This is a genomic window from Gemmiger sp. An50 (assembly GCF_002161595.1).
GTDB lineage: Bacteria > Bacillota > Clostridia > Oscillospirales > Ruminococcaceae > Allofournierella.
On sequence record NZ_NFID01000001.1, the window covers coordinates 329,689 to 351,251 of the forward strand.

A 21,563-nucleotide genomic window follows, 5' to 3' on the forward strand; every position below is an offset into this window, starting at 1 on the left:
GAGGTCTTGTTATGAACGAGAATTTATTTCGACCACAATTTGATACATTGAAACTGTCCGATAAGCTCCGGCTGATGCAGACGCTGGCGACTCGTTATAATTTGACATTCAAGGAGCTATACGCCTTTTCCCGCTGGGGGCAGAGTTGCACCACCGGCGTTTTTGAAAAAAGCGGCCGGGAGTTTGTCTTTGTCCCGGGCGATACCGTAACGCTTGGCTGGGAGGGCTTTACCCAAGGGATGGACAAGGCCAACCGAGAAGAACTGGCGGATATTTTTGCGGAAATCGAATATGAGGGCACTGCGGAGGAATTTCTCCGGCAAGGTATGACCCCGGTACGCCAGGTGACTATTGGCCCCATGTTCGTGGGCAGGAAACTGGAGGAGATCGGCTGGGAAAGTGTACCCATGAACGACCCCCGCATCACCGCCCATCCCGACTGGCTGGAGAACTTGCAGAAGTGGGCCAACCAAAACAGCCAGAGCTTTGAAATCAACCAAACGGTCCGCTTTGAACGCAATGGTGATAGCTGGCGGGCGTGGCTGTGCCATCCAATGACCTACCCGGAGTTTCAGCGGTCCCTATTGTGGGAGCTGACAGCCACACTTCCTACACCGGATGAGTGGGCCTATCTGTGCGGGGGCGGATGCCGCACCCTGTTTCCCTGGGGCGATGGGCTGGACTATACCATGAAACTGTACCACTTTGAAGGCCCAGAGAATCAGGGCAAGCCCTACGACATGGAGCAGGCTAACTTCTTTGGCCTGTCTATTGCCTACGACCCCTATAAGCGGGAGCTGGTAGACGGGAAAACATTGACCACCTGCGGCGGCGACGGCGGCTGCAATATCTGCGGTGGCATGGGTCCTTTGCTTGGATATTTACCCTGTTCCCCTCACTGTAAACCGGAGGTTCGGGAAGATAATGAGATTCACAATGACTATGACTTTTTCCGTCCTGTTATCCGGGTGCAGACATCTGGGTGGAAAATGGTATCATCCAAAAATGAGAGGTAATATTCGCAAATGATCGAAGCAATTACAAGAATCTATACAAATTCTTCATCGGTAACATTTGATTGTAGCGGTGTTACAATTATTGGAAACGGTGAGTTTTGGGCTTCATCAGGAAAGGTGGATGGGTTTATTCTGTATGCCGACACCTTGCACTATGAAAACGGAGCAAAGCTCTCACAGAATGAACAGAAAAATTTGAAATGTTTATATCAGCACTTTATATTGAACCATGAAGATTTCATAGACTGGGATATTTGAAAAGAGATTTTCGCATGAAATGGTAACAGTATAGAGCGCAGGAGTAAGGAGGTAAACTATGGAATGGCCAAAACGAGCACGAACAGTGGATTGGGAAAACGGTGTCCTAACCTTAGATGGAGAAAAGAAATTTGATATTCCGGAGCTGACCGCAGAGATCATGGAGCAGCTGGTCGGTTACACCCTGGTGGGCTTCCATGTGAAAGGGTATCCGGTGACGGATGAACTGCTTACCCCCTTCGCTGGACACAAAAGCATGGCCAACTTTGGCGTGGAGGACGGGGCGCTCACCGATGCCTGCTTCCCCGTCTTTTCCGCTATGCCCAAACTGCGGATCCTGCTGCTGACTGGGAACGCCGGGATCGACGGAAGCGGCCTTTCCGCTATGCAAAGCTGTAAGCTGGACCTGTTGGCCCTTGACCACACCGGGCTGGATGATGCCGGACTGCTTCAGGCGGCTTCCATCCCCAAGCTCTCCCACATCCAGCTCGACCACACCGCCGTTACCTACGAGGGCCTGCTGGCCATCGCCGATAACAGTCACATCGAGCCGGTGGCCCATGAGCAATTCACTAAAGAGCAAATGGAACACTTCTCCCAGCTTCAGCGGGAGAAGGCCAAAAAGCCCGTCCAGCTGGATGAACAAGCGGCGGAGGAATGCCGCAGAGTGCTGTCTGCTTTCTTTGCCGAGATGACAGAATGGGAGCAGTATATGGGGCAGGCCGGGTTTGAGGACGCCCAGGCTGTACCCCGTCTGCTGGCGATCTGGGAGAAGTATGTGAGCGAAAAGCCCCGTCCGGGTTACCGGCCCCTGGGCCTCTCGTACAGCGCCCAAGGCACCTACAAAGGGGAACAGTTCCTTGACGCGGAGCAGATTACCCGGAACAAGCTCTACATCTACACCAGAGAGGAAGCAACCGGCTTTGGCCGCCGCTTCCTCATGAAGCGTGTGGGCGAGGGCTGGAAGATTGACGGGGTACAGGAGCGGCTGGACGGCTGGCAGCGAACAGGATTATAAGGGAGGCATAATGGATGATATATAAGTTTACGGAAGTATTAAACGATCTTGTTAATTATTTTCTCCTTGGTGACATTTTGTTGCTGGAGGACTGGAAGCAGGCAAATCATCTTTCAGATGATTTAGCGATGGAGTTTACCACAAACGAAAGCGGCGACAGGATATTTGCCGAAGGAATTGTAATCCCAATGACCGGTATTGAAAACTATCCCTATACCATATTGTTCAATCTCTCTGGTGATAGACCGGAGCTGTGCAAAGAAAGAAACCGATTGCAGCTTAGAAAAAGTGGCTATTCCCTCAAAGTAGATCATAATATGCTGATGCTTTTTACATGGCCAATATTGGAACAGTTTACGCCTGAAAAGGTGAAAGATCTGATTTCTTACTATAGAGTGCATAAGAAGCCGATGATTGAGCTTGCAAATGGCTGGTATCATATCGAGATTTTGGGTGGAGAAACCTTGCAGGATGGGGACTATGAACCTACATTTGAATTTGTGATACAACCAGCCACAAACGAAGAAGCAACCATAAATACAGATATGAATTTTAGTTTTGAAATTACAAGCTCTGCTTATTAGTGAAACCTATCCCTACCGAAGATGGAAAAGGAGATCATGATATGGATTTATTGAAACAATGCCAGCAATGGTTTGAACAGGATGAAGCGCAGAAGGTAATCGACACCCTGGAAGCGATTCCTGCCGAGGAGCGCACCCCGGAACTGGACAGCGAACTGGCCAAGGCATACATCGCCATTGCAGAAATCGGAGAGGCAGGACGGACACTGTATGAAAAAGCTCTGAAGCTTCTGGCTCCCCATGAGGAGTATTTTGCAGGCGATCACTGCTGGAATTACCGGATCGCTTCCGCTTATTATTTTCTGGATGAGGAAGGCCCCGCCCTGCGTTACTTTGAAAAGGCCCTGAAAGCCCGCCCCGGAGACCAAGATACCCAGGAGTACATAGACGATTGCCGCCGTCGTTTGTCCCTGCCCCGCTTTGAAAAGAACTTCCGTGAAAGGACGCAGGAAGCATGGGCAGCCTTTTCTCAGATTGAGGCAGAACTGCGTCAAATCATGGATACCGACGAAACCCACCAGCGCGGCGAAGAACTGGTTGAAAAATGCGGGAATGCACTCAAGACGGCCCTGCGTGATACTTCCTTTGAGCTGGGCTTCAATGGCGAAAAGCATGAATTGATCCTCAGTCCAGAGGGGCTTCGCTCCCGCCTGTTCCCGTTGGTGTACTTCCAGAAGCAGGCCCCGGAATCGGTGCTTGAGCATTGGAATATCTGGGTAGGCCGCCAGCCCTGTGAGGGGTTCGAGCTGCGGGCTGGAGACATCGAAGTTCGGGCTGATGATGTGCAGATGTGGGCAGAGGAAACAGAGGATCAGCGAGTGAGCCTGATCCTTTGCTGTGAAAAGCTGACGCCAATCTTAAAAGAGGACACAGACAAGGTCTGGTGGGCACTCTCTATGCTGGTGGATCAAACCATTGGAGAAGTTTCCGCTATCGCCTTTGTTGCCGGGTTTGATGTTTATGCTCAGCCGCAAGAGGAACCGGCTATGCTCCTTTCCCAGCTGCCGGAACTGCTGCAAAGCATGGGACTCTCCCTCTGGCGGGACGGCAGTGACTACCTGGAAAACAGTTACCTTGCCTATGAACTGGAACCGGTAGAAGACTCGGAGGCCGACTGGCGGCTGGATGTCTATACCGGTACCTGCCGTCTCCCGGTAATCATCAACGACTACATGACTGCCCGCAGTGATGCGGTGGACGAATACCACAAGGACGGCATTGCGGTGGGGTTCCTCTGCTACCCATTAGAAGGTTTTACTGGTGATGAGCGGAGCAACGGCATTCTGGACTTCCGGGATGACCTGCGGGATGCCATCCTGCGGGATGCGGGAGCGGAAGCAGTGACCTTCCTGGGTGGGGCCACTGGCCTGTATTGCGGGTATCTGGATTTCATCGCCTGGGATCTGCCCGCCGTACTGACCGCGGCACAGGCATTCTTTGAGGGAAGCGACCTGCCCTATGCTCACTTCCACGCATTCCGGCGGGATGTGGGCGGTGTGCCGCTACTGGACGAGAAAGAACCGGAGCCTGATATTCATGAGGAAACTGGCTCCCTGCTCTCGGCAGAGGACATTGCAATGCTGGAATCCTTTGACGAAGGGACTTCCGGCTACTTCTGGAGAATGCTGCAATGGCTGGAAGATTTCATCAAAAACGGCGTGGAAGAAGGAAAATTCACTGAAAAGCAGGCGCACCAGGATTTACAGATCGCCCTCTGGTACGCCTTTGCCTGCAATAACATTGATGACTATATCCACTACTACCAAGCGGTTGAGTGGATGAAGGCTTCCGAGAAAAACGCCGCAGGCTGCGCTACCTGGTACTACCGGTATTCTGTGGCGTTGATGTATTGCGGCAGGCTGGAAGAAGCGCTGGAATATGCGGAGCGGGGCGCAAAAGAGGAGCCAGACTACCCCTGGATTTGGTTGCAAGTGGGCAAGCTGCGGGCGCATTTTGGTGATAAAACCGGTGCGCTGGATGCCGTCAAGCAAGGATTAAAGCTGGAACCGGGCGATTATGAGTTCCTGACTTTGCAGCAGGAGATCAAAGCCGGAGCCACCCTGGAACAGATGGAGTACCATTGGATCAATCCTGATGCCGACCAAACGCTCCAGCAGGGACTGGACGAGAATGCGGATGATAAACAACGCGCCCTGGCCTGTATTCGGGTGGACGAAGCGGGGCTTGCCGAATTTTATGAGCTGTTCCGCCCAGAACGGTATGGCTATGAGAAAAATTCCCCCTTCTGTGAATTCCAATACCCGGTGAAGGAACATCTTGTGGAGCTTTCCTTCCGCATGAACGAAGCCGGACTCTCCAAGATGGGAACGGACTGGCTGCGGCAGCTCAGGGACCGTCTGGACAGCGGGGAATGGCTGACCCACACCCCTGAAGGAGAACCGGAGGGCGTCCTGATAGCGGTGTTTGTGGAGCAGGCCCGCCGCGTCAGCCTTGTTTATCAACAGCCGGGAGACGATCAGTATTTTCAGATTTTTCTGAATTCAGACGGAACAAAGGCGGATGCCATCTGGTCCTCAACGGGAAACAGTGAGCCGGAGGTTTATACGGAGGATGAGATGTCTGCGATAGAGCAGCACATCAAAAACACCTTTGGTGAGTTTGAGAATGTGTTCCATGAGCTGGTTTCCCCCGACATCCATGTGGACATCTGCGTTGTTCCGCCTTCTAAGGAGCGGGACTATTACACACTGGTGACCATGGGCATGGGTGCTCACCGGATGAATGTGCCGGAGGAACTGGCAGAATACAAGCTGGAGCGAGCGGAGCTGGCTATCGCTCTGCCGAAGGACTGGAAACTGGATGAGGAATCCATGAAGGATGAGCGGTGGTACTGGCCTATTGGTCTCTTGAAAGTGTTGGCACGCCTGCCTATTTCCAACGATACCTGGCTGGGCTTTGGCCACACAATGGATAAGCAATCGCCGTTTGCAGAGGATACGGAACTCTGCGCCGCACTTCTGGTAGGTCCGCAGGATGTTGTCTGGAACGGAGGCGAAGTCTGCACTTTGCCGAGCGGCGAGGTGGTCAACTTCTATCAGGTGATCCCGCTCTATCGGAATGAGATGGAGTATAAGATGGAGCATGATGCGGACGCTCTGCTAAAAAAAATGGCAGGCATCAGTTTTGTGGTTAATCCCACCCGCCAGAATGCCATCACCAGAGGAACGCTTGCAGAGGAAGAATTCACCGGCGATATGGACGATGCCGCCCGGCACCTGGAATCCATTCAGGAAAAGGGCCTGCCGGTGAATGAGATCAATGCCTACAACCACATGGCAATCTATCTGCGCTGGTGCATAGAGCATGATCTGATGAGCGCAGAATTTATGGAGCGGTACTGGGAGCAGGTGCAGCCGTTTATGGCAGATCTAAGCCGCGCCGATCTGCGTGGCTTTATCCGGGACCAGCTGAAAGGACAGCTCTTTGGGGCGCTGTTCAACAAGGAGGGCGCAGCCTTTGCTGGATATTACTATGGCGAGGCGGACAGCCCGTACTTCCCCAGCGACATTGATAACTATGCTTTGGAGTATTTCGGTTCAGAGCAATATTATTCCGATAAGTTCCAAGATGAAGCCTATCTGTTCATCCCATTTGATGAAAACTATTATCAGGCTATGGCAAAAGTCATGGAAAAGCGGTTCGCCAACTGGCAGGGGCAGAGTTTCGATGAGGCCACTCTGGAGCCTTCAGACCTTGCGGAAGCCATGATGGAATATCTGGACTGTGAATGTACCTATTTCCCCTCAATGACGGATGATGACCCCATCATGTCGGCATACAACTATGCCAAACGGGAAAGTATCAAAGAGGGCTTTGTGCCGGTTCTGATTAAGGCGGATGACGAAATCCTGTGGGAATGCCTGATTATGAATTCTGACCCGGACAGCGATGGCGAGGACGACTTTGCTTTCGCCCCGGACAAAGTTGCCGAATACCGGAAGAAAATGCTCTCCGCCCCTGTCGAGAACAGTAAGGCAGTCCTGGAGGAAATGATTGGGCAGCGCAAGGAAGAAGCCGAGGATGACGATATGGACTGGGATGAGGAGATCCTGGGCGAGATGGAGGGCGGATATGATAACCGTCGTTTTTCAAGCTATTGGAATTCCGATAATAATATGACCTATCCTCTCATTCTGGCTAAAATCCCCGTGAAGAATCCTTGGGAGATTTTTGCCTATCTGCCCTTTGGTGGCTGGAATGAATGTCCTAACACGCCGGAGTTAATGGCAGTTGCGAAATACTGGTTTGAACAGCATGGGGCGGTGCCCGCTGCCATGAGCCACGACGAGTTGGAGTTCCTGCTCCCGGCTCCCGTTCCCGAGGAGAAGGCTATGGATGCAGCAGTGGAACTGTATGGCTTCTGTCCCGATGTGATTGACCAGGGGCCGGAGGACGCCACCGTGGGCGCTCTGGCCGATGTGCTGCGGCAGTCCACTGTTTGGTACTTCTGGTGGGATTGACGGGAGGCTACTCAAATGACAACACAGTTGTATCTTCAAAAAGCAGAAATGCAGTTATCAAGAGGACTTGAGGAAAAAGCCCTGGAAAGTTTGTTGTCGGCGCTTGCCTGTCAAAACAGAGATACCGTCAGCGAAACTCAAACGCGCTGCCTTTTGGGTGAATATCAGTTCGTCCATCAGCAGTATGTTCAGGCGCAGGAGCAGTTTAGCTGGATTTCTGACCGGGCTGAGCAGCTGGAACATGACTATGATGACCTACTCAATGAGGAGATTCGTGAAGCTGAGGTGCTGTTAGGGATCATGCAGAGATTTGGATTATGTTCTGAGCGATGAAGAAGGAGGTATTGTCCCAAAAGTGTTGCGTGATGGACTTGTGTTCAAAGATGAGGATGGTCAGGTCATATTCAACCAGTACAGCTTCTGCGAACTGGTGAAGCACCTGCTGGTGGAGCTGGTGGGGATCTCTTATGAGGAAGCCTCCCAGATAGTGGAACGCTCACCGTTGGCAGCGCCAGTGGACAATGCCATGGATGTGGCGATATTCAGCCATGACCTGCCTTATTACTGGGCTATGTTTTCCTACTATGGGAACGGTTATTGGTGGGGGGACAAGGGTATTCCAGCGCAGCCAGAGGATATGGATGCCTATTTCGCTTTAGAAAAGCAAATCATGGAAAAACACCACTTAAAAGAGCCTTTTGAGTGGGAGTGAAAGGACGGATTTAGTGGGATACGATGTGAGTTTTCACCCGATTTCACCAGAGGAAATGCGGGAATGGTATTTTACTCCCTTAACCTGGATACAGCAGGGACAGGAGGAAAAAGTGCTGGCCCTTGCCGCGCAGTATGGGATGGAGGATTTCTATGCCGAAAAATATCTGAATACCTTGCGGGTTGGGGCTGAAACGGAAGCTGACGAGCTGTTTGACAAAAGCCACGGCTTCTATATTGCAGTAATCCAAGGATTTTTCCGAGATTACTATTACACCAGAGGCAGTGCCTTTTCTTTCCTGGTGGAAGAAAAGCCGGAATATAGGCGGTATTTCACACCATGGACACAGGTGGCGCCGCCCGCCCTTCCTAATCCGGCAGAGAATCAGATCATCGAAAATTACAGCTCCGGTGTTTACCTGTCTCCAGAGCAGGTCACGCAGCTTCTCAAAGATATGGAGCAGGACCCCAAAGTGCTTGAAGATCTGGAGGGGCGTTGGAGCAATGGGCAGCTTGCGGTGCTGAAAAAAGCACTTTCTGCTGCTGCAAAGTCAGGAGTCGGTCTGTTGGAGGCCACTGAAGTGGTAGAGCCCAACCCCATCAGCCCGAATGAGAGCACAAGCTACTCTAACCTGTACCACTGTGATCGGGACGGGGTATATCTCTACATAGATGCCGTCAGTGGTCAATTAGCGGATGCGATTGGGAAAAACGAAGGATAGATTCTCTCTATGAAAATGTGTGGGCATCTGTGGGAAGAACCAAAATAGGCAGCTACCCACAATATTGATTATCGCAGAAAAGCTCACCGTTTCGGTGAGCTTTTCTGCAATATTTCATAATTTTTTTATTGCTACCACTGGTTGCCGAATTGACATAGGTGGGGTGGTAGAGTGGCTACCACAGAAAAAATAGAATGAAAGTGAGGAGGTTCACTATGAAGTTACCTGAAAAGATTCAAAGGGAACGAAAAAAGATGGGACTGTCCCAGGAGAAACTCGCAGAAAAAATAGGAGTATCAAGGCAGGCCATCACAAAATGGGAGAACGGCTTGGCATCCCCTGAACTGGAAAAAATCGTCTCATTAAGTGAATGTTTTAAGGTATCTACTGACTATTTGTTAAAGGACAATATTACCGAGCCGACCCCACCACAAGAATCTGCATTGAAAGGAAACAAGCGAATGTCATGGAGAACGTGGCTTGGAGGAAGTTTGTTTGGAATATCGGCGCTGATTATATTTGTATTATGGCGACTTTCTGTTCGTTTTCCTATTTCGGGAATGACCGGAAACGGTGTCCATTTAACCGGATTTAGTGGCTTTCTTGGCTTTCATGGAATTTTACATGAAAGCTATGTAATAGTTGCGATTGGAATAATCGGTTTGATACTTCTGATTACTGACTTTATCCGCATAAAAAAGAATAATCGCTGATGACCGGACAATGCAGAGTTGATCTTAAACTGAATAGGTTTATTTCGGCTCGGCAGCATTGACCTGTCGGTAGAAATACATATATTTGAATTAAGAAAGGGAGTGATGCTGCCGGTGTGCCGTCCGTTTGTATGGACAGGAGTCTGATGCACTATGCAATACCTCAAGAAGCGCATTATGCTGTTCCGCTGTCTTTACGCACCACGACACACGGCTTACAAGACAAAGAAAATCATCTTTATATGGAAGTATGGTGGCCGGGAGTATTGTTCTAAAAGCGAAAAGCCTCCACCTGCCAAAAGATACTTTTTCTGCGGACTTTTTAATAAACGACTTGGAGCGGTCGAATTTGTACTGAGTTACAGATTCGGCCGCTTTTTGATTTGTTCTCGACTACTTGGTCACTGGTGTCGAGCACCACCACTTCCGATTTGTTTTCCACAAAAAACAAATCGGAGGTAACAGAGGTGCAAAATTATCGCAAAAGCGACTATGCGATAAACAAAAACAGCCCAAATATCGTTTATCGCTTTCATAACGAAATCATAGAAATCACACTGGAGGATTATCTGAAGGAGAATCCTGACAAAACGGAACATGACTTTGCAGAGCTGAAAGCCCTGTCCGATCAAATTTACTATGAGCAGGATCGGGCAGAGAGCGCCCAGACCCGCAAGGATGTTTCGATCCACGGTTTGGAGGAAACGGAGCATTGTGCCACTCGCGCTCTGGATGAAGAATGGGAAGAACGAGTTGTTGACATACAGAACCGCAAGTATGCCTGGAAAGCCCTGGAGCAGCTTTTTACAGTGGGCGCTTTGACCGAGGTTCAGAAACGGCGATTCCGGCTTTATGTTTTTCAGGGACTCTCTACCCGGCAGATCGGTCGCATGGAAGGGACAAGCCATCAAGCCGTTGCCAAGTCCATAAACCTGGCGATTGCCAAACTTAAAAAATATTTTGCGGCACAGGGTTGACACCCCTGCGGTTTCAGGACGATAGGTGAAAGGCATTCTTTCGAGTGTTCTTCTTTCACCTGTACCTTGACAACCGCATACTCATTCATCAGTAACATCCCCCCTTTCCAGCTCGAAGAGCTAAAGCCGATTCAGGGGCCGCGCCATGATATACAGACATGATGAGCAGATCCCACCTGATTATCATAATTGGTCTTGCATACAATCCTGTCCTGTATGAGCGAGTAACGGCAGCCTGTAAAAACCGGGCAGCACCCGGCGCGGCCATGACAGGAAAGGGGCATAATGGTACTCCTGTCCAGCCACAGCCCTGCTTAAGATCAGAGTAGTCCATAACATTTGGAAACCATCTGGTTGCAGGATCACGCAATGGGGGCAGCTCGGAGAGATCCTCGGAGGGGTGAGATTCCCGTGGGCCGGTTCGCTGCCGGTCACTGATGACTTCCCAATATGTGCGGGGTGTCAAGGACAAATGGCACATAACAAGAAAACAAATCGGATTTTGTATTTCGCCGGAAATGGGGCAGGTCTTATGGCCTGCCCCGTTTTCCGGCTTACTTAATATTCAGGAGGTCAGTTTATGCGAAAGGCTATCCGGCGTGGCGATCTGTTCTATGCAGACCTGAACCCGGTGGTCGGTTCCGAGCAAGGCGGCATCCGCCCTGTCCTTGTTATCCAAAATGATGTGGGGAATCACTTTAGTCCTACCGTTGTTGCAGCAGCCATCACCAGCAGAAAAGCGAAGAACAGTCTGCCTACCCATATCCTACTTGAGAATGTGCCGGGGCTTGCGCCTACCTCTCTGCTTCTGTTGGAACAACTGCGGACAATAGACCGGAAGCGGCTCCGTGGTTACATTGGGCGTATCAGTAAAGAAAAAATGCTGGAGGTAGATGCAGCCCTGGCAATCAGCATCGGCATAGGATACCTCAACGAAAGGAGGACTCACAATGTATGAAAATGACGGCGGCCTACTCTCTCCCAGAGATGCCTACCGATTGATGTTAAAAGACTACCCGGATGTGATGGACATTGGTCAAATGTGTGAGGCGCTTGGCGTCAGTACAAAAACCGGGTACAAGTTACTTAAAGATGGGAAAATTGAGTACCTTAAAATTGGACGGGCTTACCGCATCCCCAAAGCCCACATTCTTCGTTATTTGAAAATCACCTGCTCCACTTTTGCGGAGTAGCAGGCTATGGTGTCGATCTTCACCGGATAGACGCAGAAAGTTAACAATTCTGACGCGGATTTACCTGGAGTTTTGTTCTGTCCGATGATACAATAAAGGTGTCATTGGTAGGTGAACTCAATGCCGCAAAAGGAGGAACAGATCAGTATGCCAGCGGTACACCTGCAAGAAAACAGCAAACTAATCTCCGGCCATGTGGCCGAGAAAAAAGGGTATCTCTATTGGGTTCTAAACCTTACCGATGAGAACGGTAAGAGAAAGCCCAAATGGATTCCCACCCATAAGAAAGTCAAGGGCAATAAGACCTGGGCAAACAATATGCTTCCCACCATCCGAAAAGAATGGACGGAAAAGCTGCTTCAGGAGGCTACGGCCTCACAGCAGTCGGCTTCTCCGTCTGGCCCGTCATCCGCAGCGATTTCCTTTGTGGATTTCCTGTACCAGTGGCTTGAGTACAAGTACAAGTCTGCTACCGGACGGGTGATGGACAGCAAGCCCATTGAACTCTCGACCTATTCGGGATACGAACAACAGCTTAACAACCCCATCGCCCCGTATTTCCGAGAGCATCCTGTCGCACTTTGTGACCTTACCAAACAAGATATTCTCGCTTTTTATGAGAAAGAATTGGAACGGGTCAAGCCGACCACCGTTAAACATTACCACGCTCTGATTCATGGGGCGTTGAATTATGCGGTTGACAAAAATCTGATTCCAAGCAATCCGGCTGACCGGATTATCATTTCCAAGCCTGAACCCTTCAAGGGTGACTACTACCTGGATTCGGAAGTCCTGAATCTGTTTGAAGTTATCAAGGGGCATAAGATCGAGCTGGTAGTTCTACTGACTGCTTTTTACGGCCTGCGCCGCAGTGAGGTTATCGGTTTGAAATGGAGTGCCTTTGACTTCAACCATAACTGCTTCTCCATTCGGCATACGGTAACAACCTGCAATGTAAAGGGAGAGCGGGTCACGATTAAGAAGGACAAGGCAAAGAACAAATCCAGTCTGCGGACTTATCCATTGATTCCTTTTTTGAAAGAACGGTTGCTGGAGGCCAAGAAACAGCAGGAAGAAAATCGCAAGCTGTGCGGGCGCGCCTACAACAAAGAATATCTGGGATATGTCTGTGTCGATGTGATTGGCAATCTCATTAAACCCAACTATGTGTCCTCGACCTTTGGGAAGTTGCTTGCCAAGAACAATTTACGGCACATTCGTTTCCACGATCTTCGCCACCCTTATGTCAAGCCCACGACAAAAAAATATTTATTTTTTCTTGTCCCCATGATACAGCTTTCTTGATAGGGATTTTGCCGCCTCCCGTTTCTGTTCGGCGGCAAAAAAAGCATGAAGTCGTTCCTTTTCTTCCGGCAGCATACAGCCAAAAGTTGTGCTGCCTTTTCTGTAATAAAACGCAATCCGCATAATCAATCCCTTTCCCTCATTTGTGAGCTGCCAAACTGTCCCTTATCTTAAATTCAACATCCACCCGTTTATCAGGGTAAACATAAATCTTATCAATCAGAAGATCAACCAATTCCGAAGTCAGCCCATCGCTTTCCGTCAGCATCCGGGAAATATCCATCTGCTGGCGCTGGTGCTGCCGTTCTTCCTGTTCGGCTTCAAGACGGGCCATGACAACCGCTTTGGTATTCTGCACTTCCAACAGCCTTTCACTGATCTGCTCTTTTTGCTCCTTGTATTTCGGGAGCGGAATCCCCCCGGAAACAAGCGATTCATACAGCTTCCGCTTTTCTTCCTGCAGTTCAAAAACCTGCCGGTCAAAGTCAGCTTGACGTAAAGTAACGGTATCTACCTTACGGAGATCCGCTAAGCTGTCAACGCCAAATGCTACCTGGAACTGTTTGCACAGTAATTCATAAACAAGCTGGTTCAGTTCTTTTTCTCGGATATGAATATTATAACAGTCCAGTGAAGGAATCGTGCTGGAAAAGCGGCACCGGTAAGATGTCCCGTTTGCCAGGTGCAGGGCATGTTTACAGCATCCACAGATAACCTTCCCACGCAGGAGATAGTTGTGCTTTTTCCTGTTTGGAATCTTAAAACGCTGAATAGAGGCATTGGCCTTTGAAAAGATTTCCTCATTCACCAGCGGTATATGATGGTTCGGTATTTTGATCCAGTCGCTTTCCTCTTTGCTCCGCATCTTGTGGCCGCCAATTTCCGTAACCTCTCTTTTGCCAATCACATAAGTGCCCATATATCGTTCGTCAGCAAGAATCCGAAGCACCGTAGAATTGCACCACATTCCGTGAGTTCTTGAAACATCGTGTGTCTTAATTCCTTTTCGGGCCTTATGTTCTCCGGGCGTGGGAATTTGCTGACGGGAAAGCTCCCGTGCAATATCGGCTGCGTTCATGCCATTTACGGCATATTCAAAAATTTTCTGGACTACTTCGGAAGTCTCCGGGTCCTGCACCATCCGTCCGTTTTCCCCTTTGCGATAACCGTAAGGGCAGATTTTACTTTGGTATTCGCCACGCTGGAATTTCAGGTATTTGGCCGTTTTGGTCTTTACCGACATATCACGGCTGTAATACTCACTGATTAAATACTTGAAGGCGACTTCCATACCTCCGGTATCACCTTTTAACTTTTGGGTGTCAAAATCATCATTGACAGAGATAAAGCGGGTATGAAACAGCGGAAATACCCGCTCGATAAAGTAGCCGGTTTCCAAACTGTTGCGACCAAACCGGGAAAAATCTTTTACCATGATACAGTCAATCCGATTGGCCCGTACCAGGTCAAGTAATTCCTGCACCGCAGGGCGCTCGAAGTTTGCCCCGCTGTACCCGTTATCTACAAACTCCATAAGTTCCGCATTGGCATATTCAGGCAGTTCAGAGGCATATTCCCGAAGGATGCTTCGCTGGCTGGAAATACTCATACTATCTGTTTTGGCATCCTCCAAAGAAAGACGGATATAAAGAGCAATCATATATTTTTTCATTCTGCCGCCGCCTCCTTAAACGCCTCAAATTCCGTGCGGAATGTAAATTTTACATCTACCTGTTTATTCGGGTAGACCGTGATCCGCTCAATCAAACGCTCAATGAGGGCGGCAGTCAGGGAGCCTCCGGCCAAAAGTTCCTGCTCGTCTTTTTCCAGGTGCTTGCACTTTTCGGCCTGCTTCTGACGGGCGGCAGACTGGTTTTCATAAGAGGAAAGCTCTTTTTGGGCCGCCTGCATCTGTTCTTCGTAAGTCGCTTTCAAGACGAAATATTCTTCGCTGTCAATCGCTCCGTTCATCAGATTTTCATAAAGAGTCTGCAAAAACTCACGGCTTTGGTTAAGCTGTAACTTTGCCCGGTTAATTTTCTCACGGGTGGCAGCCTCTTTTTCCTGCTTTTGAATGTTGTCGTTCAGAAGCAGTGCGTAATCCCCCAGGACGGCAGCAAGTTCCCTTTTAAGAATGTCCAGCACCGTTGCGATCAGCTCGGTTTCGCTGATGGAAACACCAGCGCATTTATCTTTATGTACCCTGGTAGGGGTCAGACAGTGGAAGCGATACACTCCATGAGAACGCTGCCGGTGCAGGCTTCTCCCGCAGTCTCCACAGAAAATCCGCCCCTTGAAAATATTGGGCGTATATGGAATAACCGGATGCTTCTTGCTTTCCTCGGCCACTTCTGCCCGGTACTTCTGGACAGCATCAAAAATCTCTCTGGAAACAATAGGCTCATGGGTGCCAGTAACCACAATCAGGTTTTCCTCGCCTGCGGGCACCTGCCGGTGAAGAACGGTTTTTGTCCGCCCTTGCACCATGTCGCCGGTATATTTATCTTCCTTCAAAATCTTGGCAACTGTCCAGGTCTGCCAGTAGCCGCGCCCGGCTAACGCCTGATGGGTGATCTCCCCGGTCTGCATCTTATATTTTCCGGGAGAGGGGTAGTTTCCTTCATTAAGCAAAAGCACAATCCGGTTGAGGGGGACTTTCTCATAAGCCCACTGAAAAATCTGGCGTACCACAGGAGCCGCCACAGGATCAATAATCAATTTGTGGCAGTCATCAGGGTCTTTCATATATCCAAATGGCGCCCTGCCACCCACATACTTGCCCTCTTTCATATCCTGACGGGCTTGGGCCTTTATCTTACGTCCTATGTCCAGAGCATAGGCTTCGTTAATCATATTTTTCAGCGGAAGGATAATACCGCCGTGGAGATTATCAGGGTTTTCAGAGTCAAATTGATCCGTAACGCTGATGAACCGGACATTATGGGAAGGGAAATACCGCTCAATGTAATATCCCGTGTCAATGGCATTGCGTCCCAGGCGTGAAAGGTCTTTGACGATCACACAGCCTACTTTACCGGATTCAATATCCGAAAGCATCCGTTGGAAGCCGTCGCGGTTGAAATTCGTTCCAGTTGCTCCATTGTCAATATAAATGTCATAAAGACGCAGTTCAGGTTTTCCCAATAGGAATTTTTCGAGAACCAGCTTTTGCGTTTCGATAGAATTTCCACGTTTATTGTTATCCTCCACAGACAGCCGGATATACAGCGCCGTGCTGATAAACGGGGAAGCAGGCATGGCAGCCTGCGCCATAGTATGTTTCCTGCTCTTTCTCGCCATTTCAGACCACCATCCTTTCCTGTACCGGCGTAATCAGGGCGAGGGCTTTTTCATATTCGTCCTGATAATTAAATTGAATCTGCAATTCGTCTTTTCCCAGCACTGTAATCACCTGCACAAGCTGGATCACCGCCTTGCGGTCCAGTTCTTCCAGATCGGAAAAACGCCTGAAATTCTCAATCCAGCGATTCCGCTCACTCCGGTTTTCCATTACATCGGTCCGTTTCTCCTTAAGGGCGGCAACCGCCTGTTCCAGTTGGGTGATACGGGCACTGTAACTGCTTTTGTTATAAAGGAACTCCGACTTGTCCAGAAAGCCGTTTACCATGCTCTCATACAGTTTCATCTTATATTGACGGATCTGCTCCAACTGCTGCTCATTTTGGGCGATCTGCCGCGAATACTCTTTGATAAGTTCACGGTTGATACGGCTCTGGTCTATGCCGGATAAGATTTCATCCAGAGAGACTACATTGGCAATAAACCCTTTCAGGCTGTCCCGCACGCACTCCATCAGCTCATGTTCCTTTACCATGACCGGATGGGCGCAGCCGTTCTTCTTTCCGGTGGGACAATAGTAATAGTGATATTCTTTGTCTTTGTAGCGGTTCGTTTTGCGTACCATCCGGCTGCCGCAGCAACCGCAGACCAGTATGCCGGAAAACAGATAGACTTTATCTTTTTGGGGAGATGTACGGGTGTCCAGGTTGCGAATCCTTTGCACCAGGTCAAAATCATTCCGATCAATAATGGCTTCGTGAGCATTTTCCACGCGAATCCACTCGGAGGAAGGGCGGCTCTCCATCTCTTTCAGTTTGAAGTGCTGAGAACCCTTTCGGCCCTGAACTAGCGTGCCGGTATAAGTTTCATCCTGCAAGATCCGGGTGACGGTATTGGCCGACCACCGGCAATCCTTCCGGTCTGTATAGCCTTTCTTGGCATGGGGAAGGCCATAATACTTTTTATATGCCAAAGGAGAGAGCGTACCCAGCCGGTTCAGCTCATTTGCGATAGCGTAGGGGCTGAATCCTTCCAGGCGCATCCTGAAAATGCTCCGCACCACCTGGGCAGCATATTCGTCTACTACAAGAAGATTATGGTTATCTTCGGATTTACGATAGCCGTAAACCGGGAAAGCTCCAACGAAATCCCCATTCTTACGCTTAGTTTCCAGGGAACTTCTCGTTTTGATGGAAATATCCCGTGCATAGGCTTCATTCATAATGTTCTTTACTGATACAGTCAGGTCATCGCCTGCACTCTCATTGAGAGTATCAATATTGTCATTGATGGCAATAAACCTCACGCCATAGGCCGGAAAGACACGGCGCATATAGCGGCCAGTCTCAATATACTCACGGCCAAGACGGGAAAGGTCTTTGACGATGACACAGTTGATCTTTCCCTCCATGATGTCATCCATCATTTCTTTAAAAGCCGGACGGTCAAAGATAACCCCGCTGTACCCATCGTCTACCTTTTCGGAAACCAGCTCGATTTCCGGGTGACGGCTCACGAAATCTTCGATCAGCTTTCGTTGATTGCCGACACTGTTGCTTTCATTTGATTTGTCATCCGTATAAGATAAGCGGATATATTTGGCAGCTTTATAAACCTGCATAGAAAAACACTCCTTTCATCACGGAAAAATCCCCGCAATTCAAGGAGTGCAGTCTGCGTATCGGTATTCAATTCCTTTTCCATGTTTATTATAACGCTCCATGCGGGAAAAATCAGCCCCCAAAATAAAAAATATCAATGATTTTCAGCGTAGGATTCCGCGGAGGCATTCTTCCAGGGTAGCGCCTCCCTGAGAAAAACTTGCCCTGACAACAAATCCACCGCATTTGAAATGATACGGGTCCCGGATCTGCCGGACAAACTCGGCAATCCTTTCTTCCCGCGGCAGGTCCTTATTGACAGATACATCCCGGATGTCGGCAAGTCTGTCTGCTTCCGGGGTATGTATGACCGTATAGGCCGGTGTTTGAGTCATAACAACAGCTCCTTTCTTTTCATACAGGATCATCAAAATCACATGAATAAGGCCGGACACACGAAAAGAGCGGCCCGGCCTCATGGTATCTGATTTCGATTTTATAAGAATCCATGCCGCTGCTCGAAAATCAAAACAACGGCATGGATGTTTTCTTAGTAGCTTGCCGTATTTGCCACGCCCCCCGGCAGGCCCTTTTCCGGGCCGGGGATGCCACAGGCTGCGGCCAGCTTTACCGCATCATAGCCCTGCTTGTGCCGTCGCTTCGCCAGAGCTAACGAACACAGAAGGGACTCCCCCCAAGTCTTTGACGGGTCGTGAGAAAGTATCATTATACCCTGTATCAGTCATCGCGTCTGGCCTGCCACAGCCAGATCAATGGATAGCGTAGATCGCTCGGACGGCTGGGCTTCATCACCTCCTTAAAGCCGCCTGTCATCGCGCCGCTCTATTTGCCGCTCGGAATACAGGGAAAGTACCTATGGCACCGTATATGCAGTTTTCAAGGTCCAGATGAAGGATTGGGAGCTTGTCTGCATATACAGGTGGGTGTGGCACCGTTGAAGGTTCTCACTCACCGAAATGGCATTGTCCCCAAAAATTGTCCTTCTATAAGTCGTGACATTTTCGGGGGTAAATTTATAGGGGGTTTAGAAATTTTCTTCTAAAATTTTTTCCAGACGCAGAAGTCCGCGCCGAATACTTTCATGGACAGCATGGAGAGAAACACCTTCCATCTTGGCAATATCCATCAGGGTAATGCCGAGAATATAGTGAGCGTACACACGCTGGCGTTGTTTCTCTGGCAATGAAGAAATCGCCTGGTACAGCCGTTCTTCCTCCAGGTGCCTTTCTACGATCTCCTGCAGCGTTGGGGTAAAAAGAACAGCTTCGCGTTCAATATCATCCCCATAATCAAGAGAAAGGAATGCCTTATGCCGGTATGTACGGCGGCGATATGCCACTTCTTTTCGCTGATATTCTACCAGCACATCTACAACCTCATCGGGCAGGCTGATAAACAGATCCGTTTTATATATTTCCGGGTAAAATTCCCGCAGATTGATTTCTTTCATGGTAATCCTCCAATTTCGATTTTTGAGTGGGTTAATGGGCAAATCGAAATCAGAGGGGCGGTGACCTACACCGTACAGGTCCGGCGGCAGGCTTGTCCTGCGCCTTATTTGTAAAAAAGAGCGCCCACCGTACAGCGGTAAGCTGCGCCTGTCGTATTCCGTCACCATCTGACGGAGCAGAATGGAAAATGCAAAATCCTGTCGAATGGAAAAACCCCGCAATCCATCGCAGGATTACGGGGTTTGAATCTCTTTTATATGACCGGCTATGTCGAGGCCGGTATTCTGACCTCGGCAGCATTTTCCATGCCCTCCTTTATTGAAGGAGAGCAGAGTTACCTATTATGTCCACCTCCCTCATTTTGGGGCATTATATAGGGATAAATGCTATAATTCTTCCAGAAGCGTCATGGTTTTACTGAATTTAATCAACAATACATGACAAAATCAGGCATTATCCACACAGCAGAAAAAACGAAAATTTAAGGGTGCGGCAGAAATACCGCACCCTTTCTATACATCAAATTTATAGCCCACACCATAGACGCTTTTCACATAATCCGGCAAGTCGGGGGCAACCCGGAGCTTCTTTCGCAGATTGCTTATATGGTTGTTGATCGCTTTCCGGGAATAGTAGGAATAATCCTCATGCCATACCAGATCCAGGAACATTTCATAAGTGAACACCCGCTTTGGGTTCAGTATGAGCAAAGCGAAGATTTCAAATTCCTTGACCGTCAGCGGAATTATCTGGCTCCGTACAGTAACAAGGCGCTGCTCTAAGCAGAAATATAAAGCACCTTCCCGGATTTCTGTCAACGGCTGATCTGCCTGCGGCGGGATAAAATACTGGCCTCGAAGAAGTGTAGAGTATGGGACATCAGCCGGAATATTGCCAGCATCATAGTCACGAACAAACTGAGCCAGTTCCTTCTTTTGGCAGGGAGAAAGCAGAGCAAAGAGCTTTTCACCGATTTGTCTGCCAGAATCTTTTAAATCCAGTACGGCTAATTTCCCATAATATTGTCACCTCCTTAGCGTTCGATAGGCAATATCAGATTTCAAAATTCACCAGTGCTTTTATTTTAGTAATCAAATTACATTCAGTTTTACAGCAGTAAGCACCGCCATAAAATTGGGCCTGTTGTTTTATCAGGTAATCATCATCACAAGTCATAAGCAGAAAAGGAACAGAGATTCCTTTATGGCGTATATCTTCGAGCAAATCCAATCCTGTGCCGTCCTTCATATTATAATCAGAACAAATTGCTTCGACTTTTTGATATTCCAGCAATCGCAACGCATCTTTTACCCCTGTTGCTGTATAAACCTCAAAATACTTTTCTAAAGCAGAGGTCAAAAAACCTAAAAAATCCAAATTGTCGTCTATGACAAGCAATTTTTTCATTAACTTCCCCTTTCTATCAGCTCCTTACTGTGTTCCTATCTGGTTGGTAGTTAGATAATCTGAATTATTTTGCTTTCCTGTTCAGCCCTTTCAGAATGAAAAGCGCCAGAGCAGCACAGGCCAGCAGAACTATGATACCAATGAAAACCTGAACCATATTTGCATCGTAATAGCCGGAGATATTGAAAACGGCTGTCATGGGATATACCGTTTTTAGCTGGCTGGACATACTTGCGAACAGCCCGGCGAACGAATAAATTTCAGCAAATACCAGCGCCAGCCAGTAACCTTTTTTCATCCGGGCCACCAAAGCGATGATCGGAGAAATGGCAAGGAACACACCAATCCCGTCCAGAAGATATGTTTTCAGGTTTTCCAAAACAAGGCCAATGGAAAGAGCTTCAAAGTGTAAAACGGCCTCAACGAGAAAGGTAATCGCAAAAAGCAGAAGATAGATTAAGACGCTGAATACCAGAGCAAGCACCATTTTGGAGAGCGTCAGCTTCACTTCATCCACGGGAATGAGCCGCAGGGATTTTAGGGTGTCCTCCTGTTCCTCCCGGCAGATCATATAGCTTCCCAGCAGGGCAATGACCGCAGGCAGCACATAAAAGGTGGCGAGGGATTGGGCCGCTGTCATAAACCATCCGGCACCGTCAATATAGCGGCTTTCATAAAATGTGAACTGCCCCTGTGCAAAGACAATCAACGCCACCATGACCGTTGCAAAACCGGCAATCCACAAAATTTTGGAACGGCGGAGTTTCCGGCGCTCCGCCCAAAGTAAAAGCTCCATTTCAAATGC

At 49.0% G+C, this 21,563-nt stretch carries 21 protein-coding genes; 13 read left to right on the forward strand and 8 right to left on the reverse strand.

The window, feature by feature from the left end; translation table 11 throughout:
• Positions 1–11 precede the first annotated feature (11 nt).
• The 13 genes from B5G03_RS01635 (at position 12) to B5G03_RS01695 (ending at position 12,978) form a co-directional block, all read left to right on the forward strand.
• The gene (locus B5G03_RS01635; protein ID WP_087180041.1) at positions 12–1,016 is read left to right on the forward strand and encodes a hypothetical protein; all 1,005 of its coding nucleotides are present in this window, start codon (positions 12–14) and stop codon (positions 1,014–1,016) included.
• 9 nt (positions 1,017–1,025) lie between these two features.
• Positions 1,026–1,274, forward strand: coding sequence for a hypothetical protein (locus B5G03_RS01640; RefSeq protein ID WP_087180042.1), 249 nt, complete (start codon positions 1,026–1,028; stop codon positions 1,272–1,274).
• Between the two features lie 58 nt (positions 1,275–1,332).
• Entirely contained in the window at positions 1,333–2,292 is a 960-nt protein-coding gene (locus B5G03_RS01645) for an NTF2 fold immunity protein (protein ID WP_087180043.1), read from the forward strand.
• A gap of 14 nt (positions 2,293–2,306) precedes the next feature.
• Positions 2,307–2,876, forward strand: coding sequence for a hypothetical protein (locus tag B5G03_RS01650; protein ID WP_087180044.1), 570 nt, complete (start codon positions 2,307–2,309; stop codon positions 2,874–2,876).
• Positions 2,877–2,917: 41 nt separating this feature from the next.
• Entirely contained in the window at positions 2,918–7,357 is a 4,440-nt protein-coding gene (locus B5G03_RS01655; protein WP_087180045.1) for a suppressor of fused domain protein, read from the forward strand.
• A gap of 15 nt (positions 7,358–7,372) precedes the next feature.
• Positions 7,373–7,690, forward strand: a complete 318-nt coding sequence (locus B5G03_RS01660) for a hypothetical protein (RefSeq protein ID WP_087180046.1) — start codon at positions 7,373–7,375, stop codon at positions 7,688–7,690.
• Positions 7,668–8,069 (forward strand): hypothetical protein, encoded by a 402-nt coding sequence (locus tag B5G03_RS01665; RefSeq protein WP_206671251.1) that lies wholly within the window; start codon positions 7,668–7,670, stop codon positions 8,067–8,069. Before B5G03_RS01660 ends, B5G03_RS01665 begins: the two co-directional genes overlap by 23 nt.
• A gap of 13 nt (positions 8,070–8,082) precedes the next feature.
• Positions 8,083–8,790: a hypothetical protein gene (locus B5G03_RS01670; protein WP_140401614.1), complete on the forward strand. Its 708-nt coding sequence runs from the start codon at positions 8,083–8,085 to the stop codon at positions 8,788–8,790.
• Positions 8,791–9,005: 215 nt separating this feature from the next.
• Positions 9,006–9,503, forward strand: coding sequence for a helix-turn-helix domain-containing protein (locus B5G03_RS01675; protein WP_025543819.1), 498 nt, complete (start codon positions 9,006–9,008; stop codon positions 9,501–9,503).
• A gap of 467 nt (positions 9,504–9,970) precedes the next feature.
• Positions 9,971–10,480, forward strand: a complete 510-nt coding sequence (locus tag B5G03_RS01680) for an RNA polymerase sigma factor (protein ID WP_242962253.1) — start codon at positions 9,971–9,973, stop codon at positions 10,478–10,480.
• 580 nt (positions 10,481–11,060) lie between these two features.
• Positions 11,061–11,438: a type II toxin-antitoxin system PemK/MazF family toxin gene (locus B5G03_RS01685; RefSeq protein ID WP_087180050.1), complete on the forward strand. Its 378-nt coding sequence runs from the start codon at positions 11,061–11,063 to the stop codon at positions 11,436–11,438.
• Positions 11,431–11,673 (forward strand): helix-turn-helix domain-containing protein, encoded by a 243-nt coding sequence (locus B5G03_RS01690; RefSeq protein ID WP_006354177.1) that lies wholly within the window; start codon positions 11,431–11,433, stop codon positions 11,671–11,673. The genes B5G03_RS01685 and B5G03_RS01690 overlap by 8 nt, the downstream gene beginning before the upstream one ends.
• 147 nt (positions 11,674–11,820) lie before the next feature.
• Complete coding sequence (locus tag B5G03_RS01695; RefSeq protein ID WP_242962254.1) at positions 11,821–12,978, forward strand: tyrosine-type recombinase/integrase; 1,158 nt, start codon at positions 11,821–11,823, stop codon at positions 12,976–12,978.
• 139 nt (positions 12,979–13,117) lie between these two features.
• Here the strand turns inward: B5G03_RS01695 and B5G03_RS01700 are convergent, their stop codons facing one another.
• From B5G03_RS01700 to B5G03_RS01735, 8 genes are all read right to left on the reverse strand, one after another.
• Positions 13,118–14,650, reverse strand: a complete 1,533-nt coding sequence (locus tag B5G03_RS01700; RefSeq protein WP_087180051.1) for a recombinase family protein — start codon at positions 14,648–14,650, stop codon at positions 13,118–13,120.
• Positions 14,647–16,251: a recombinase family protein gene (locus tag B5G03_RS01705; protein ID WP_343286877.1), complete on the reverse strand. Its 1,605-nt coding sequence runs from the start codon at positions 16,249–16,251 to the stop codon at positions 14,647–14,649. The genes B5G03_RS01700 and B5G03_RS01705 overlap by 4 nt, the downstream gene beginning before the upstream one ends.
• Positions 16,252–16,279: 28 nt before the next feature.
• Complete coding sequence (locus tag B5G03_RS01710) at positions 16,280–17,899, reverse strand: recombinase family protein (RefSeq protein ID WP_087180053.1); 1,620 nt, start codon at positions 17,897–17,899, stop codon at positions 16,280–16,282.
• 144 nt (positions 17,900–18,043) lie between these two features.
• Positions 18,044–18,274: a DUF6870 family protein gene (locus B5G03_RS01715; protein ID WP_087180054.1), complete on the reverse strand. Its 231-nt coding sequence runs from the start codon at positions 18,272–18,274 to the stop codon at positions 18,044–18,046.
• Between the two features lie 650 nt (positions 18,275–18,924).
• On the reverse strand, positions 18,925–19,350 hold the full coding sequence (locus tag B5G03_RS01720; RefSeq protein WP_087180135.1) for an RNA polymerase sigma factor: 426 nt from the start codon (positions 19,348–19,350) through the stop codon (positions 18,925–18,927).
• Positions 19,351–19,863: 513 nt separating this feature from the next.
• The gene (locus tag B5G03_RS01725; protein ID WP_343286878.1) at positions 19,864–20,169 is read right to left on the reverse strand and encodes a winged helix-turn-helix domain-containing protein; all 306 of its coding nucleotides are present in this window, start codon (positions 20,167–20,169) and stop codon (positions 19,864–19,866) included.
• 235 nt (positions 20,170–20,404) lie between these two features.
• Complete coding sequence (locus B5G03_RS01730) at positions 20,405–20,758, reverse strand: response regulator (RefSeq protein WP_087180056.1); 354 nt, start codon at positions 20,756–20,758, stop codon at positions 20,405–20,407.
• 64 nt (positions 20,759–20,822) lie between these two features.
• Positions 20,823–21,554, reverse strand: a complete 732-nt coding sequence (locus B5G03_RS01735; protein WP_071433743.1) for an ABC transporter permease — start codon at positions 21,552–21,554, stop codon at positions 20,823–20,825.
• Positions 21,555–21,563: the final 9 nt, after the last annotated feature.

Excerpts from the sequence above, each read along its gene's own strand:
- B5G03_RS01635 (WP_087180041.1), top strand. The coding sequence starts at position 12 with ATGAACGAGAATTTATTTCGACCACAATTTGATACATTGAAACTGTCC.
- B5G03_RS01640 (WP_087180042.1), top strand. The coding sequence starts at position 1,026 with ATGATCGAAGCAATTACAAGAATCTATACAAATTCTTCATCGGTAACA.
- B5G03_RS01645 (WP_087180043.1), top strand. The coding sequence starts at position 1,333 with ATGGAATGGCCAAAACGAGCACGAACAGTGGATTGGGAAAACGGTGTC.
- B5G03_RS01650 (WP_087180044.1), top strand. The coding sequence starts at position 2,307 with ATGATATATAAGTTTACGGAAGTATTAAACGATCTTGTTAATTATTTT.
- B5G03_RS01655 (WP_087180045.1), top strand. The coding sequence starts at position 2,918 with ATGGATTTATTGAAACAATGCCAGCAATGGTTTGAACAGGATGAAGCG.
- B5G03_RS01660 (WP_087180046.1), top strand. The coding sequence starts at position 7,373 with ATGACAACACAGTTGTATCTTCAAAAAGCAGAAATGCAGTTATCAAGA.
- B5G03_RS01675 (WP_025543819.1), top strand. The coding sequence starts at position 9,006 with ATGAAGTTACCTGAAAAGATTCAAAGGGAACGAAAAAAGATGGGACTG.
- B5G03_RS01685 (WP_087180050.1), top strand. The coding sequence starts at position 11,061 with ATGCGAAAGGCTATCCGGCGTGGCGATCTGTTCTATGCAGACCTGAAC.
- B5G03_RS01690 (WP_006354177.1), top strand. The coding sequence starts at position 11,431 with ATGTATGAAAATGACGGCGGCCTACTCTCTCCCAGAGATGCCTACCGA.
- B5G03_RS01695 (WP_242962254.1), top strand. The coding sequence starts at position 11,821 with ATGCCAGCGGTACACCTGCAAGAAAACAGCAAACTAATCTCCGGCCAT.
- B5G03_RS01700 (WP_087180051.1), bottom strand. The coding sequence starts at position 14,650 with ATGAAAAAATATATGATTGCTCTTTATATCCGTCTTTCTTTGGAGGAT.
- B5G03_RS01705 (WP_343286877.1), bottom strand. The coding sequence starts at position 16,251 with ATGGCGCAGGCTGCCATGCCTGCTTCCCCGTTTATCAGCACGGCGCTG.
- B5G03_RS01710 (WP_087180053.1), bottom strand. The coding sequence starts at position 17,899 with ATGCAGGTTTATAAAGCTGCCAAATATATCCGCTTATCTTATACGGAT.
- B5G03_RS01715 (WP_087180054.1), bottom strand. The coding sequence starts at position 18,274 with ATGACTCAAACACCGGCCTATACGGTCATACATACCCCGGAAGCAGAC.
- B5G03_RS01720 (WP_087180135.1), bottom strand. The coding sequence starts at position 19,350 with ATGAAAGAAATCAATCTGCGGGAATTTTACCCGGAAATATATAAAACG.
- B5G03_RS01730 (WP_087180056.1), bottom strand. The coding sequence starts at position 20,758 with ATGAAAAAATTGCTTGTCATAGACGACAATTTGGATTTTTTAGGTTTT.
- B5G03_RS01735 (WP_071433743.1), bottom strand. The coding sequence starts at position 21,554 with ATGGAGCTTTTACTTTGGGCGGAGCGCCGGAAACTCCGCCGTTCCAAA.